The organism is Streptococcus sp. ZY171113 (assembly GCF_057748235.1).
Genome location: NZ_CM173243.1, coordinates 1220928 through 1235889, shown reverse-complemented (window position 1 = coordinate 1235889; position 14962 = coordinate 1220928). Strand labels below are relative to the sequence as shown.

Here is a 14962-nt window from a genome sequence, read left to right as displayed (position 1 = left end):
TTTTTCAGAAAACCTCTTGCAAAAAATTACAGTTGTGTTATAATTTACTGGTTGAGTATTAACTGGTTAAGTGTAATCGGTTTGAAACAATATGAAAAGGAGTTTTCAATGACCAAACGTTTTCTTAAATCCCTGGGTCTGGTGACCTTGGCAACACTGACCTTGGTAGCTTGTGGCAACCAAGCAAGCTCAGTCAAGGACGATGACAAGATTGAGGTAGTTGCCTCTTTCTACCCTATCTATGAGTACACCAAAAATATCGTTGGTGACGAGGGCAGTGTTGAGCTGCTGATTAAGGCTGGCACCGAGGTTCACGGCTTTGAGCCATCGACCAAGGACATTGCCAAGATTCAGGAGGCGGATGCCTTTGTCTATGACGATGACAACATGGAGACTTGGATTCATGACGTCGAGGAGGCCGTTGATACTGACAAGGTCAACATCATCAAGGCTACAGGCGACATGATTTTGGCTCCTGGTGTGGCTGAGGAAGGCCATGACCACGACCACGGGGAAGAAGGCCACAGCCATGAGTTGGACCCTCACGTTTGGTTGGCACCGAGCCTGGCCATCAAGCTGGTGGAAAATATCCGTGACGACCTCAAGGCCCAGTTCCCTGAGTCGGCCGATGCTTTTGATAAAAATGCTGCCGCTTATATCGCGAAACTGGAAGAACTGGACAAGGAATACGATGAGGCTCTAGCTGAACCTGGCCAAACCAGCTTCGTTGTCCAACACGCCGCCTTCGGCTACCTGGCTCTGGAATACGGCCTGACCCAAATCCCAATCGCAGGTGTGTCAGCAGACAGCGAGCCATCAGCCAAACGCCTGGGTGAATTGGCCAGCTACGTTAAGGACAACGGCATCACCTACGTCTATTTTGAAGAAAATGCTTCGTCAAAAGTTGCCAAGACTCTGGCGGACGAGGTTGGGGTGGAGGCAGCTGTTCTCAACCCGCTGGAAAGCCTGACTGAACAGGAAATGGCCAAGGGAGCAGACTACTTCTCAGTCATGAGAGATAACTTGGCTGCTCTGCTATTGACCACAAGTCAAAAAGGCGAAGCCATCAAACCTGAGGTTGAAACCACCAAGACGGTTTACAAGGGCTACTTTGAGGACAAGGACATCATGGATCGGACCCTGGTGGACTGGACTGGTGACTGGCAATCAGTTTACCCTTACCTGGTTGACGGCACCTTGGATCCAGTTTGGGACTATAAGGCCAAGACCACTAAGTCCATGACGGCCGCAGAGTACAAAGACTACTACACCATCGGCTACAAGACCGACGTGGATAACATCATCATAGATGGGGACAAGAACACCATGACCTTTGTCCGTGGTGGGGAGAAAAAGACCTTTACCTACGACTATGTTGGCAAGGAAGTCCTGACCTATAAGAAGGGCAACCGTGGGGTTCGCTACCTCTTCACAGCCAAGGAAGCTGACGCTGGCGAGTTCAAGAACATCCAGTTCAGCGACCACGCCATCGCGCCGCAGGATTCCGCTCACTTCCACCTCTACTGGGGTGCCGAGGACCACAAGGTTCTTCTTGAAGAGCTGGAAAACTGGCCGACCTACTACGACACTGGCCTGACTGGCCGTGAGATTGCCCAAGAAATTGTGGCCCACTAATCCTTAACCATAAGGCTGGAACGCTGGTTCTAGCCTTTTTTGACGCTCACAAGGGGCTGATTTTTTGAGAAATGGCAGAGCTGGCAGTCTGCTCTGCTATTTCCCTGAAAAAATGATAAAATAGTCTTATGAACCAACTGATACAACACAAACTAGAGCTTTTGCCAGACAGTCCGGGGTGTTACCTCCACAAGGACAAGCAGGGGCAGATTATTTACGTGGGCAAGGCCAAGAACCTGAAAAATCGGGTGCGGTCTTATTTCCGAGGCAGTCATGATACCAAGACCGAGCTTTTGGTGTCAGAGATTGCGGATTTTGAGTTTATCGTGACAGGGTCCAACACCGAGGCCCTGCTCTTGGAGATTAACCTGATTCAGGAAAATAAGCCCAAATTCAACATCAAGCTCAAGGACGACAAGTCCTATCCCTTTATCAAGATTACCAACGAGCCCTATCCTCGCCTGCTCATTACCCGTCAGGTCAAGAGGGCTGACGGTGGCATCTACTTTGGTCCCTACCCTGATTCGGGGTCGGCCAACGACATCAAGCGGCTGCTGGACCGGATTTTTCCGTTTCGCAAATGCACTAACCCTCCTGAGAAGGTCTGTTTCTACTACCACATCGGCCAATGCCATGCTCACACCATCTGCGGGGTGGATAGGTCCTATTTCAGGCAGATGGCAGAAGACGTCAAGGGCTTTCTCAACGGCCGTGATGACAAGATTTTAGAGGATTTGCGGGTCAAAATGGCTGACGCTGCCAGCAAGCTGGAGTTTGAGCGGGCGGCGGAGTATAGAGATTTGCTGTCCAGCATCGCCACCCTGCGGACCAAGCAGCGGGTCATGAGTGCCGATATGATGGACCGAGACATCTTCGGCTACGCCGTGGACAAGGGCTGGATGTGCGTGCAGGTCTTCTTTGTCCGCCAGGGCAAGCTGATTGAGCGGGATGTCCAACTTTTCCCTTATTACAATGACCCTGACGAGGACTTTTTGACCTACCTGGGTCAATTTTACGGGGACAAACGGCACTTTGTGCCCAAGGAAATCTTCCTGCCCCAGGACATTGACGAGAGCCTAGCGGCAGCCATTGTTCCCACAAAAATCGTCAAACCCAAGCAGGGGGAGAAGAAGCAGCTGGTGGCTTTGGCGACCAAAAATGCCCGGGTCAGCCTCCAGCAGCAGTTCGACCTGGCCGAGAAGGACCTGGTCAAGACCCAGGGGGCGGTGGATAACCTGGGGGCCCTGCTGGGGATTCCTGCCCCCAACCGCATCGAGGCCTTCGACAACTCCAACATCATGGGGACCTCCCCCGTTTCTGCCATGGTGGTTTTTGAAAATGGCCGAGCTAAAAAGGCGGATTACCGCAAGTACAAGATTAAGACCGTTGTCGGACCTGATGACTATGCCTCTATGCGGGAGGTCATCGAGCGGCGCTACAGTAGGGCGGTGCGTGAGGGAGGTGTCCTGCCAGACCTCATCATCATGGACGGTGGCCAAGGCCAAGTCAATGCGGCCAAGGCTATTCTGAAAAAGCTGGGCCTGGTCATTCCTGTTGCAGGTCTGCAAAAAAATGATCGCCATCAGACCAACGATTTGCTCTTTGGCGACCCGCTTGAGGTGGTGGAGCTGGCCCGCAATTCCCAAGAATTTTTCCTCCTCCACCGCATCCAAGACGAAGTCCACCGCTTTGCCATCACCTTCCACCGGCAAGTCCGAAGCAAGAACAGCTTTTCATCTCAGTTGGATGGCATCGAGGGTCTAGGACCCAAGCGGAAACAGCTCCTCCTCAAACACTTCAAGAATCTAACGGCCATCAAGGAGGCCTCTGTCGATGATATCCGTCAGCTGGGGATACCTGAGCAGGTGGCGGAGAGGGTGTTGGGGAGGTTGAATTTAAATCAAGAAAGCGAATAATAAAGATGAGTTTTTTAACTAAGTTGAAATCATTATTCAAAAAGAAGAAGTCTCCTCGAGAGCAGTTTGCAGAAGACTTTTATGCTGGTTTCCAAGAGGAAGAACGTCATTTACAGGTGGTCCTCGGGAATTTTTCGTGGACAAACTTTTCTTATTGGCGGAATTATTGGCGCCCCTTTATTCCTATGGTACTGGTCTATGATAAGGATAAGGAGACATTTTTAGATGACCCGAGTATTTTGACTTGGTTGATTGATAAAACTCCTGACATCCTAACTAATGTCAACCTTCGACCCAAGGCTTGGGAAATCTATGATGTTGTTGCTAGACTGTGCATCCAAGAATTTCCATTGCCTTCCTATCGTTTACCACATTGGAACTATCGTTATCTTATGGTGAGTATGGAAGAAGCTCGTTCTCCCCTACCTGAACTAGTTTATAAACGGGCGGAATTGGCTCAAATGATAAGTGAACAAGAAGAAAAAACCTAATAGTGGTGACAAGGCTAAACGTCTTTGTTTTCCTGGGGAACTTTACGTTTTTGGGATTCAGTACACTTTTTTGAGGATATTGAAGATGAGCGTACTGGAGAGCGGCCAAATGATGTGTATTTTTCCTTGACAGTGTTTATCAAGGAGTATACTGTTACGATTGAGCACGGCATTTGTGAACTTGATGACTATGTGGAGCTTCCGGATATAGCGTTTCTGTTATCTGATACACAAGATTTTGACAATTTGTGTGATGTTGAGCAGATTAGTCAACTATTGGTAGAAAAGATACAGGTATTGATCCGAAGTAGAAATGCGATGAGCTATTGAAAAAAATCTGTAACCCCTCCCAATTTATGCTATAATAGAATAAAAGTATTTCGGAGGAAAAGCCATGAAATTTTTAGCGATTAATAAGAAACGCCATGCGGTGCGTCAGTTTTCTGATCAGCCTGTGGACGTGAGCGATGTGCGGACAGCCATTGAGGTGGCGACCCTGGCTCCATCTGCCCACAACATGCAGCCATGGAAGTTTGTCATCGTTAAGGACAAGAAGGACCAGTTGGCAGAGCTTGGTTTCAATGCCAATGGCCAGCAAATCAGGGACGCCCAGTATGTGGTGGCCATCTTTAGCGACACCGACCTGCCAAAGCGGGCCCGTAAGATTGCCCGGGTGGGTGTCCATGACCTGCCTGATGACCAGTTGGCCAAGTTTGCCCAGTCCTATCCCAAACTCTTTGGCCAGTACGATGCGGCGACCACCAGCGACTATTTGGCCTTTAACACGGGTTTGGTGGCCATGAACCTGGTTCTGGCCCTGACCGACCAAGGTTTTGCCTCCAACATGATGTTTGGTTTTGACAAGGCCAAGGCCAATGAGGTCCTGGACATTGACCCACGCTTCCGCCCAGAGGTCCTGGTGACGGTAGGTTACAGCGAAGAAAAACCTGAGCCTAGCTACCGTTTGCCAGTTGATGAGGTGATTGAGCACCGTTAGGGAGAAGGGGTGGAGAGTTAACAAAGTGGTTAGCTCTGCTATTTCCCAAAAAATAACAAAAACGAGTCAGGCAAGTTGACCAGGCTTGTGTGGATGATTTAGACTAAAGGAGAACACATGACCATCAATTTTCAAGCAGAAGTAGAAAAACGCAAAGAGGCTCTGTTGAGCGACCTGTGCGATATCTTGGCTATCAAGTCCGAGCGTGAGGACGACAAGGCAGACGCCAAGCACCCATTTGGCCCTGGACCAGTCCGTGCCCTGGAGCATTTCCTGGCCATGGCGGAGCGGGACGGTTACACCACCACCAACGTGGACAACTACGCGGGCCATTTCGAGTTTGGTGAGGGCGACGAGGTTCTGGGGATCTTTGGCCACCTGGACGTGGTGCCTGCTGGTTCTGGCTGGGACACCGACCCTTACACGCCAGTCATCAAGGACGGCCGTCTCTACGCCCGCGGTTCCTCTGACGACAAGGGCCCGACCCTGGCCTGCTACTATGGCCTCAAAATCATCAAGGAGCTGGGCTTGCCGATTTCTAAGAAGGTTCGTTTCATCGTGGGCACCGACGAGGAATCTGGCTGGGCCGACATGGACTACTACTTCGAGCACGTGGGCCTGCCCCTGCCTGATTTCGGCTTCTCGCCTGACGCTGAGTTCCCGATTATCAACGGTGAGAAGGGAAACATCACGGCCTACCTCCACTATGCTGGGGACAATGGCGGAGCGGTAACCCTGCACCGTTTCAAAGGCGGTTTGCGTGAGAACATGGTGCCTGAGTCAGCCGCAGCAGAGCTGTCTGGCCTGACCTTGTCAGACATCGAGAGCCGTTTGGCCGAATTTTTGAGCCAGCACCCAGAGGTGCGTGGCGAAGTAGCAGAGGTTGGAGACAAACTGAACCTGACCATCTATGGCAAATCAGCCCACGGGTCAACCCCAGAAGAGGGCATCAACGGAGCCACTTACCTGGCTTGCTTCCTTAACCAGCTGGATTTGGCAGGCTCAGCCAAGGCCTATGTGGCCATCATTGCGGACAAGCTTCACCAAGACTTCTTGGCGGTGAACCTGGGCGTGGCCCACACCGATGACCGCATGGGGGACTTGACCGTCAACGCAGGTGTCTTTAGCTTTGAGGCTGACCGTGCCGACAACACCATCGCCCTCAACTTCCGTTATCCAAAAGGCACAGACCCAGAAACCATTCAAGCCCAGCTTGAAAAACTGGAGGGTGTGGGCAAGGTGACCCTGTCTGAACACGGCCACACCCCACACTACACGCCACTGGAAGACCCATTGGTGCAGACCCTTCTGGGTGTTTACGAGAAGCAAACAGGCCTCAAGGGCCACGAAATGGTTATCGGTGGCGGCACCTTTGGCCGTCTCCTCAAACGTGGGGTCGCTTACGGGGCCATGTTCCCAGATTCCATCAACACCATGCACCAGGCCAATGAATTCATGGCTCTGGATGACATCTTCCGCTCCACAGCCATCTACGCAGAAGCCATCTATGAGTTGATTAAGTAAGTTTTGAACAAGAAAAAGCCCTTGAAGGGGCTTTTTCTTGTTCATGTAGTTGGGCTATTTCACAAACATGGCATCGCCAAAGCTGAAGAAGCGGTAGTTTTCCTCGACAGCGTGTTTGTAGGCGTCCAGGACAAATTCTCGGCCGGAAAAGGCGGAAACCAGCATGACCAGGGTGGACATGGGCAGGTGGAAATTGGTGGAGAAGGCATCGACAACCTTGAACTGGTAGCCTGGTTTGATGAAAATATTGGTCCAGCCAGAATCGGCTTGGAGCTGGCCGTCAAATTTGTTGCCGATGGTTTCAAGTGTTCGGATAGAGGTTGTGCCAACGGCGACGACACGGCCGCCAGCAGCCTTGACAGCATTGATGGTCTGGGCGGCCTCCTCGGTCAGATTGTAGAACTCGGAATGCATGTCGTGATCGTCCAGATTATCTACGGAGACGGGACGGAAGGTGCCTAGGCCCACATGAAGGGTCAGGTAAACCAGCTTGACACCCTTGGTTTCGATTTTCTGGAGCAGGTCAGGGGTGAAGTGGAGGCCAGCTGTTGGGGCGGCTGCGGAGCCATTTTCCTTGGCATAAACAGTCTGGTAGCGATCCTTGTCTTCCAACTTTTCATGGATATAAGGCGGCAGGGGCATGTCGCCCAGGCTTTCCAGAACCTCCAAGAAAATGCCATCGTAGGCAAACTCCACAATCCGTCCCCCGTGGTCCAGCTCTGCCATGACGGTTGCCGTCAGGCGACCGTCCCCAAAGCTCACAACCGTGCCAGTCTTGAGGCGTTTGGCTGGCTTGGCCAGGACCTCCCACTGGTCGCCGGCGGTGTTTTTGAGGAGGAGGAACTCGACTTGACCGCCGGTATCAGGCTTGTGGCCATAGAGGCGGGCGGGCAGAACTCGGGTGTCGTTCATGACCAGGGCGTCGCCAGGGTTGAGCTGGTCAATGATGTGGTCAAAGCTGGTGTCGGTCATGGTCTTACTGTCTCGGTCGATGACCAGGAGGCGGGAGGCATCCCGTTGCTCCAGAGGAGTCTGGGCAATCAGGTGCTCGGGCAGGTAAAAATCAAAATCTTTTGTGTTCATGCTTATCATTGTACCATATTTTGCTGAAGGCGTCCTGCTTGGAGGCATGAGGGACTGTTTTTAGCAAGGTGATGTCCTTAACTGGTGAAACGATTGTTTTGGGAAATCATTGACAGAAATATCACAAAGTTATAAAATAAAGATGTAAACGATTACCAAAGGTGGCCACCTTTCTGAAAAAAACACATAAGGAGTTTGAAGATGAAAGCTGTTGTTGTAAACCAAGAATCGACTGGTGTTGAAGTTGTTGACCATACTCTGCCACAAGTTGGCCCAGGTCAAGCCCTGGTTAAGGTGGAGTATTGTGGGGTCTGTCACACGGATCTCCATGTGGCTCACGGAGATTTTGGTCAGGTTCCAGGTCGTATTTTAGGCCACGAAGGGATTGGTATTGTCACAGAAATTGCAGATGATGTCACAGCCCTGAAGGTTGGAGATCGGGTGTCTATCGCTTGGTTCTTTGAAGGGTGCGGTTATTGTGAGTATTGCACGACTGGTCGTGAGACCCTCTGTCGTAGTGTGAAAAATGCTGGTTACAGTGTTGATGGCGGGATGAGTGAGTATGCAGTTGTTTCTGCTGAGTATGCTGTTAAGGTTCCTGAAGGTCTTGACCCAGCTCAAGCCAGTTCCATCACTTGTGCTGGCGTGACCACTTATAAGGCCATTAAGGAGGGTGGTGCAGCTCCTGGTCAATGGATTGCGGTTTATGGTGCTGGTGGGCTAGGAAACCTGGCTATTCAGTATGCTAAGAAGGTCTTTAATGCTCATGTTGTGGCCATTGATATCAACCAAGATAAGCTGGATTTGGCCTTGGAAGTGGGTGCGGATTTTGTCATCAATGGCCGAGAAGTTGAGGATGTTGCTGGTTTGATTCAGGAGAAAACTGGTGGTTGCCATTCTGCCTGTGTGACAGCAGTGTCTAAGGTTGCCTTTAACCAGGCTATTGATTCTGTGCGAGCTGGCGGTACAGTTGTGGCAGTAGGTCTGCCATCAGAAACCATGGACGTGTCTATCGTGAAGACCGTTCTGGATGGTATCAAGATTATCGGCTCACTTGTTGGTACCCGTAAGGATTTGGAAGAAGCCTTCCAGTTTGGTGCAGAAGGATTGGTTGTCCCAGTTGTCCAAAAACGTTCGGTTGATGAGGCACCAGCTGTTTTTGATGAGATGGAAAAAGGGACCATCCAAGGCCGTATGGTACTAGATTTCCAAGCCTAAGGTTGCTTTTATAAAGGTTAGAACGATATGCTTCTAGCCTTTTTTGTTTGATTTTTTGATAGGAGTAAAATTTTTTTATCAAAAAGGCACAAAAATAGTTGATAATGAATTCTGTTTGTGTTAAGATAGTGGTATAATAAAACAAGGAAGGAGTGTCCTATGGATGGTCTTAAAATCTTAGCCCTCTTTTTCGAGGGAATCTTATCTTTTTTCTCACCCTGTGTGTTGCCAATTTTACCTGTCTATATTGGGATTTTGGGTGGTCAGAGTGATGTGGATAAGGATGGGCAGTTGGTTCTGAACCGACGTCGTGTCTTCATCAATACCTTATGCTTTGTCTTAGGCATTACCCTAACTTTTTTTGTTCTTGGTTTTGCCAGCAGTTTGATTAGTCGCTATTTAGCCCGGCATATGCTGCTAATGAAATTACTTGGGGGAGGCTTGATTGTTCTTATGGGTCTCTTGCAGCTGGGTGTCTGGCGGTCTGCTCTAGCCAACCGAGAATTTTCAGTCAAGAATAAGGTTTATAAGGCAGGGCAAGAGGTGACGCCCCTCTTAGCGATTGTAATGGGCTTTGCCTTTAGTTTTTCATGGAGCCCTTGTATTGGTCCAATCTTAGCCAGCGTTTTTCTTTATGCCAGCAGTCACCAGGGGTTCTTTAGTGCCTTTCTCATCGGTGTTTATTGTCTAGGTTTTATTCTACCTTTTATACTTATTGCTTTCTTTTCACAAAAGGTACTGGCCTACTTTAAAACAAAAACTCATCTCTTAAAAGTGACCAAGTTCTTGTCAGGAGCTTTGCTCGTGCTGATCGGCCTGTCTATCTTAGTGGCTGGCCTAGTAACCCTGTTTTAACTAACTTTACATCATAAGGAGGAAATCATGATGTTGAAACGAATGAAACTTTTTGCTGTGGCCTGTTTGGCAGTCTTTAGTCTATCAGCCTGTTCCCTTATCTTTGGTGGTGGTAGCTATGAACCAACCTTAGTTCAAGGAGAAACAGCTCCAGATGTGACCATGGTTAATGAGGCTGGAGAAAAAGTCAAGTTGTCAGATTATGCTGGCAAGAAGGTCTATCTCAATGTCTGGGCTAGCTGGTGCGGGCCGTGTAAGAAGGAGTTGCCTGAACTGGAAAAGGTTTACCAGTCCCTAAAAGATAAGGATGATGTGGTTTTCCTATCCTTAGCCTCCCCAAATGATAGCCAATTTGCCAATAAGAAGCCTGCCGATGAGGAGCAGGCAACCATTGTTAAAACTGCAAGGGACGCTGGAACCACTTATCCTCTGGTCTTTGACACGGAAGATAATGTTTTAAACACCTATGGTGTTCGTGCCTTTCCAACCCATATCGTTATCAATAGTGACGGTACCGTTGCCTCAACCTTTGCTGGTCAAGTGACAGAAGAGACCTTGACCGAGCTAATTGAAACAGCTCATTAAATCAGCAGTAGTTAAATCACGAAAGCCACTCCAAGAAGAGTGGTTTTTCACTTAACAAAAAATTAAACAAATATTTAACAAAATACTTGACAAGGTTTTCAAGGAGGAGTACAATAAAATTAAATAAGTGCTTATCAAAAAATTAAATGGAGTATCGGTGATGAAAAAACTCTTAAAAAACAAGCTCTTTATCAGCCTCTTTGCGGCAGACTTGTTGTCCAACTTTGGTGATGGTCTCTATTATCTGGCTTTGATGACCTATGTGGCCCAGTTACCAGATCCCCAGCTGGGCTTATCGGCTGTTTCCCTGTCAGAAACCCTACCCATGCTCTTCAGCTTTGCCATTGGCATCAAGGCCGACCAAGCCAAGAAGAAGCTGGAGTTGATTTTGGGAACCCTGCTTGTTCGGGTGGGGCTTTACAGCCTGGTCGGGTTGCTCATGGGGTTGACGCCAGCCCTTTGGGTGGTTCTGGTGGCCAGCCTGATTAACTTTGTGTCGGATTTGGCAGGCCAGTATGAGAACGGTTTGTACAGCCCCATTGGCCTACGGCTGGTGGCTGCCGAGGAGCGGGAGCAGTCGATGGCTTTTCGTGGGACCATTTCTAGCCTTATGGGCATGGTCTTTCAAGCATCGGGAGCAGTCTTGGTCGGTATCTTGTCCTACCAGCAGCTAGCCTTTGTGAACGCAGGGACCTTTGCGGTGGCAGCTCTGGTTCTCCTGGGGTTGAAACCTGCTATCCAGCAACTCTTAGACCGAGATCCCATTAAGGTGGCTAATCAGTCTGAGGGCAAGCGTCCAATTTTCAAAGAGATGTGGCAAAGTGCCAAGCAGGTTTTTGACTTTATCAAGACCTCTCCTGTTCTCAAACAACTCATGATTATCGTGCCGATTGTCAATGCCCTCAGTTCTGTTTTGAGTACCATTTTTGTTCTCTCCCTGACCCAAAACCCGGAACTGGTCTGGCTTAACCTGGCCTTTAGCCTATCAGCTTCTAGCATGGTCTTTATGGTGGGCAATCTCTTGGGTGGTAGTCTGGGCATGACGGTGGCTCAAAAATGGGACGTGTTTCTTATGATTCGCCTCATAGCCGCCATGCCAGCCTTGATTTTTGCCAGCCTGTTCTGGCTCAAAACCCCGATTTTTCTCCTGAGCCTCTTTTTAACCGCCTGCCTCATCGGCCTCATCAACCCTAAACTCAACGCCCTCGTCGTCAACACCATGCCCGAGGAGCATCTGGCCACCATCGGTGCTGGGATTAGTACCTATTTCACAGCGGGCATGCTCTTATCACGATTTTTGGTGTCAGGCCTGGTCCTGGTTTTCACCGCCCGTCAACTGTCTGGCCTCTTCTTGGTGCTGTCGCTTGGCTTAGTGGCGGTGATGATTTGGGACAATAGCAGAGCTGCTCATCAGGACCAGGCTTAGCTTGCCAGATGGCGCAGAAAAGCCTATAATAGAAGAAACGACACCGAAAAAGGGAGACCACCATGCCAACCTATAGCCATCACCCCCACCGCAGCCAGATTATGGATGTGTTCTATGTGCCACTATTTGCTCTTGAAACACCTGAAAATATAGAATGGGACATGAGTCAAAAAGAGCGAGAAGCCCTGCAAGACATCTGGCCCATCAAGGAAGACTTGAAAAAGCAGCTGGCCCCTTTAACAGAAGACATCAAACGCCTCTGCCTTTGGGGAGAGGCCTATTCCCTGGCCCATATTCTTTATTTTTACCTGCTTTATCAGAAAGGGCATGACCCCAAGTCGGTGGCTGAAACCCTGGCCCTCTTTGAGACCCTGACGGTCGAGGAGATTAGTACCTGCTACACCTACCAAATCCGCCGCAACTATGTGGAGGAGAAGGTCGAGGACATTGGACTTTTGGCCTATCTGGATAAGATTGACCTGCCTGCCGATGAAAAATGGCACTGGTTCCAGGCTATTCAAAAGCCAGTAGAAACGGTCCAGGCCCTGGTTACCTTGATGGCTCAGGTTGACCAGCTTTATCAACCCTACTACGATCGCTTTGAAGCTGAGCGTCAGGCTTATCTGGCTAATTTTGACCTGGACGACTTTTTCAACTATGTCCCGACAACAGGCGTCAAGGATTTAGCGGCCCAATACGGTAAGGATTATGAGCTGTTTGTGCTCAGTCCCATCCATATCCGTGTCATGACCATGCTCTTTACAGATGATTTTGACATGGATGTTTTCCTGATCATTTCGACTCGGATGGAAGAATTGATTTCTCTCAAAGATGAGCTGGACATGGATGATTTTTCCACCCTGCTCAAGACCATGAGTGACGAGACCCGCTATCAGGTTTTGCAGGAATTGACCCAAGGTGCCAAGAACAAGGACATCGCTGAAAAACTGGGTATTACGGGGGCCGCAGTTTCCTTTCATACCCAAAAGTTGATGACTGCCAACCTGCTCTTGGTTGATGCGACAGATTCTGACAGCAAGTACAAGGTTAATAAGGGATTGCTCAGCCAAGTTACTAAGAAGTTGGTCAGTGATTTTGACCTGACGGGTCAGGAGACTAGCCCAGTTACCAAGCAAATGAGTTTTAGAATGGAGAAAGAAATGAAACAAAATGATTACCGAACAAGCGGCGATAGCCAGCAAGACACCCACCGAACAGCTATGGAGTTTACTGGTCAAGTCTTTGAGCAGATGGATGAGGCTTACAATCAGATTGATCGGCAGCTCAAGGATACCGGTTTTGAAGGGATGATTAAATCCATCTTTAAAAATGCCTTGAACAAGAGCAGCCAGGCGATGCGTCAGTATGCCTCATCCTCTGAGGATGGCAAAGGATTTGATTTTGAGAAAAATGGCTTTGCCTTCCAGTTTAAGGCGGGTGATAAGACTAAGTATAAGAACCGCTATGATTTGGAAGATGAGCTGGAGGATGTCACCGAAGAGTTGGCTGATTTGGAGGAGGACATCGAGGACCTCAATGATGAGATGGCTGACTTGACCAAGGATTTGGATGACCTTTATCAGAAATGGCAGAGCTTGCATGCCCGCAAACAGGAGCTGGAGAGGCAAGGTCAGGAGTTTTCAAACCATAACTAGCTATCTAACAGCAGATGTGAGAAACATGGCTAAAACGTTCGTTTATAACGGACGTTTTTGTTATTTTTTAGGATTTTTCTTGTAAGCAGGGCCTGATGTGGTATAATAGTTGAGGAAAGGTAAGAAATTACCTAGCGATGTGGATTGTCTCCGCATAGGAAGGTCATCATCTCAATAAGGAGGTACATCATGTACCATAACGTCCCTATTTTTGATTATGAGGATATCCAGCTTATCCCTAACAAGTGCATCATCAAGAGCCGTTCAGAGGCTGACACCAGCGTCGTTTTTGGTGGTCATACCTTCAAGCTCCCTGTTGTACCTGCCAACATGCAGACCATTATTGATGAGGCAGTTGCTGAGCAACTGGCACGTGAGGGCTATTTCTACATCATGCACCGCTTTGATGAAGCAGGTCGCCCTGCCTTTATCAAGAAGATGCACGACCAGGGCTTGATTGCCTCCATTTCGGTTGGGGTCAAGGACTACGAGTACGACTTTGTGACCTCGCTCAAGAGTGACGCCCCAGAGTTTATCACCATTGACATCGCCCATGGTCATGCGGACAGCGTGATTAACATGATTAAGCACATCAAAAAAGAGTTGCCAGAGACCTTTGTCATCGCTGGTAACGTCGGCACGCCTGAGGCGGTGCGTGAGTTGGAGAACGCTGGTGCGGACGCCACCAAGGTCGGTATCGGCCCAGGTAAGGTCTGCATCACCAAGGTTAAGACAGGCTTTGGAACTGGCGGTTGGCAGCTGGCGGCCCTGCGACTTTGTGCCAAGGCGGCTCGCAAGCCTATTATCGCTGACGGCGGCATTCGTACCCATGGGGACATTGCCAAGTCCATCCGTTTCGGAGCCAGCATGGTCATGATTGGTTCCCTCTTTGCGGGCCACATCGAAAGCCCAGGTCAGCTGGTGGAACAAGACGGCCAGCAGTTCAAGGAGTACTTCGGTTCAGCTTCCCAGTTCCAAAAGGGCGAGCATAAAAACGTTGAAGGCAAGAAAATTCTCCTGCCTGCCAAGGGCCATCTGGCCGACACCCTCAAGGAAATGACCGAGGATTTGCAATCGTCTATCTCTTATGCAGGTGGCCGTGACCTGGAGAGTCTCCGCCATGTGGACTATGTGGTGGTGAAAAACTCCATCTGGAACGGCGACAGCCTTTAAGAACCTGTAATCACAATCGAAGTATTCAACTGACTAGGCTAGTTTTGGTGCAATCGAGAAACATTTTTGCAGAAATACTGCCCGTATTACCAAAAAATGTGACAAAGAGTGAGTCAAAACTAGCCAGTCAGGTGAATGCTGAAATGTGACTACAGGTTCTAAGCCTTAACCAGCCTTTAGGCTGGTTTTTTCGTGTGGGATAATGGCAGAGCTTTGAAGGGATTTTTATATTAAGCGTTTAAGAAAACCCTTTATTTCAAGAAAAATAAAATATATCAATATCAAAAAAAAAAAATAAACGTCGTTGTTTTTATTTGTCTTTTCAAGGGGAATTTGTTAGAATGGTAAATGTATGATGGGGTTTTTGTAAACTCCCACATAACGTTTTCAATATTTGGAAGGAG

Annotated in this window: 12 protein-coding genes; 11 read left to right on the top strand and 1 reads right to left on the bottom strand. The window is 49.0% G+C overall.

Features of this window, described 5'->3' with window-relative positions; all coding sequences use genetic code 11:
• Positions 1–108: 108 nt before the first annotated feature.
• The 5 genes from AC3ARB_RS05805 (at position 109) to pepV (ending at position 6563) form a co-directional block, all read left to right on the top strand.
• Complete coding sequence (locus AC3ARB_RS05805; protein ID WP_488319654.1) at positions 109–1635, top strand: zinc ABC transporter substrate-binding protein AdcA; 1527 nt, start codon at positions 109–111, stop codon at positions 1633–1635.
• 128 nt (positions 1636–1763) lie between these two features.
• Positions 1764–3551: an excinuclease ABC subunit UvrC gene (gene uvrC, locus AC3ARB_RS05800; protein ID WP_488319653.1), complete on the top strand. Its 1788-nt coding sequence runs from the start codon at positions 1764–1766 to the stop codon at positions 3549–3551.
• Between the two features lie 5 nt (positions 3552–3556).
• Positions 3557–4042, top strand: a complete 486-nt coding sequence (locus AC3ARB_RS05795) for a hypothetical protein (protein WP_488319652.1) — start codon at positions 3557–3559, stop codon at positions 4040–4042.
• A gap of 394 nt (positions 4043–4436) precedes the next feature.
• Positions 4437–5039 (top strand): nitroreductase family protein, encoded by a 603-nt coding sequence (locus tag AC3ARB_RS05790; RefSeq protein WP_488319651.1) that lies wholly within the window; start codon positions 4437–4439, stop codon positions 5037–5039.
• A gap of 117 nt (positions 5040–5156) precedes the next feature.
• A complete protein-coding gene (gene pepV / locus AC3ARB_RS05785) occupies positions 5157–6563 on the top strand; it encodes a dipeptidase PepV (RefSeq protein WP_488319650.1) in 1407 nt (468 codons plus the stop codon).
• Positions 6564–6617: 54 nt separating this feature from the next.
• Here the strand turns inward: pepV and queA are convergent, their stop codons facing one another.
• Complete coding sequence (gene queA / locus AC3ARB_RS05780) at positions 6618–7646, bottom strand: tRNA preQ1(34) S-adenosylmethionine ribosyltransferase-isomerase QueA (RefSeq protein ID WP_488319649.1); 1029 nt, start codon at positions 7644–7646, stop codon at positions 6618–6620.
• A gap of 201 nt (positions 7647–7847) precedes the next feature.
• On the opposite strand from queA, the gene adhP reads away from it, so the two are divergent.
• The 6 genes from adhP (at position 7848) to guaC (ending at position 14558) form a co-directional block, all read left to right on the top strand.
• On the top strand, positions 7848–8864 hold the full coding sequence (gene adhP, locus AC3ARB_RS05775) for an alcohol dehydrogenase AdhP (RefSeq protein ID WP_488319648.1): 1017 nt from the start codon (positions 7848–7850) through the stop codon (positions 8862–8864).
• A gap of 159 nt (positions 8865–9023) precedes the next feature.
• Positions 9024–9719 carry a cytochrome c biogenesis CcdA family protein gene (locus AC3ARB_RS05770; protein WP_488319647.1) on the top strand — a complete coding sequence of 232 codons (696 nt, stop codon included), beginning with the start codon at positions 9024–9026 and terminating at the stop codon, positions 9717–9719.
• A gap of 27 nt (positions 9720–9746) precedes the next feature.
• A complete protein-coding gene (locus AC3ARB_RS05765; protein ID WP_488319646.1) occupies positions 9747–10304 on the top strand; it encodes a TlpA family protein disulfide reductase in 558 nt (185 codons plus the stop codon).
• 160 nt (positions 10305–10464) lie between these two features.
• Positions 10465–11730 carry an MFS transporter gene (locus AC3ARB_RS05760; protein WP_488319645.1) on the top strand — a complete coding sequence of 422 codons (1266 nt, stop codon included), beginning with the start codon at positions 10465–10467 and terminating at the stop codon, positions 11728–11730.
• Positions 11731–11792: 62 nt separating this feature from the next.
• A complete protein-coding gene (locus tag AC3ARB_RS05755) occupies positions 11793–13385 on the top strand; it encodes an ArsR/SmtB family transcription factor (protein ID WP_488319644.1) in 1593 nt (530 codons plus the stop codon).
• Between the two features lie 189 nt (positions 13386–13574).
• Entirely contained in the window at positions 13575–14558 is a 984-nt protein-coding gene (gene guaC / locus AC3ARB_RS05750; protein WP_488319643.1) for a GMP reductase, read from the top strand.
• The last annotated feature ends 404 nt before the right edge of the window (positions 14559–14962 follow it).

Bases quoted from the DNA above. Each gene is read 5' to 3' on its own strand.
- AC3ARB_RS05765 (WP_488319646.1), top strand. From the start codon at position 9,747: ATGATGTTGAAACGAATGAAACTTTTTGCTGTGGCCTGTTTGGCAGTC.
- AC3ARB_RS05760 (WP_488319645.1), top strand. From the start codon at position 10,465: ATGAAAAAACTCTTAAAAAACAAGCTCTTTATCAGCCTCTTTGCGGCA.
- AC3ARB_RS05805 (WP_488319654.1), top strand. From the start codon at position 109: ATGACCAAACGTTTTCTTAAATCCCTGGGTCTGGTGACCTTGGCAACA.
- AC3ARB_RS05770 (WP_488319647.1), top strand. From the start codon at position 9,024: ATGGATGGTCTTAAAATCTTAGCCCTCTTTTTCGAGGGAATCTTATCT.
- pepV (WP_488319650.1), top strand. From the start codon at position 5,157: ATGACCATCAATTTTCAAGCAGAAGTAGAAAAACGCAAAGAGGCTCTG.
- AC3ARB_RS05755 (WP_488319644.1), top strand. From the start codon at position 11,793: ATGCCAACCTATAGCCATCACCCCCACCGCAGCCAGATTATGGATGTG.
- AC3ARB_RS05790 (WP_488319651.1), top strand. From the start codon at position 4,437: ATGAAATTTTTAGCGATTAATAAGAAACGCCATGCGGTGCGTCAGTTT.
- uvrC (WP_488319653.1), top strand. From the start codon at position 1,764: ATGAACCAACTGATACAACACAAACTAGAGCTTTTGCCAGACAGTCCG.
- queA (WP_488319649.1), bottom strand. From the start codon at position 7,646: ATGAACACAAAAGATTTTGATTTTTACCTGCCCGAGCACCTGATTGCC.
- AC3ARB_RS05795 (WP_488319652.1), top strand. From the start codon at position 3,557: ATGAGTTTTTTAACTAAGTTGAAATCATTATTCAAAAAGAAGAAGTCT.
- adhP (WP_488319648.1), top strand. From the start codon at position 7,848: ATGAAAGCTGTTGTTGTAAACCAAGAATCGACTGGTGTTGAAGTTGTT.
- guaC (WP_488319643.1), top strand. From the start codon at position 13,575: ATGTACCATAACGTCCCTATTTTTGATTATGAGGATATCCAGCTTATC.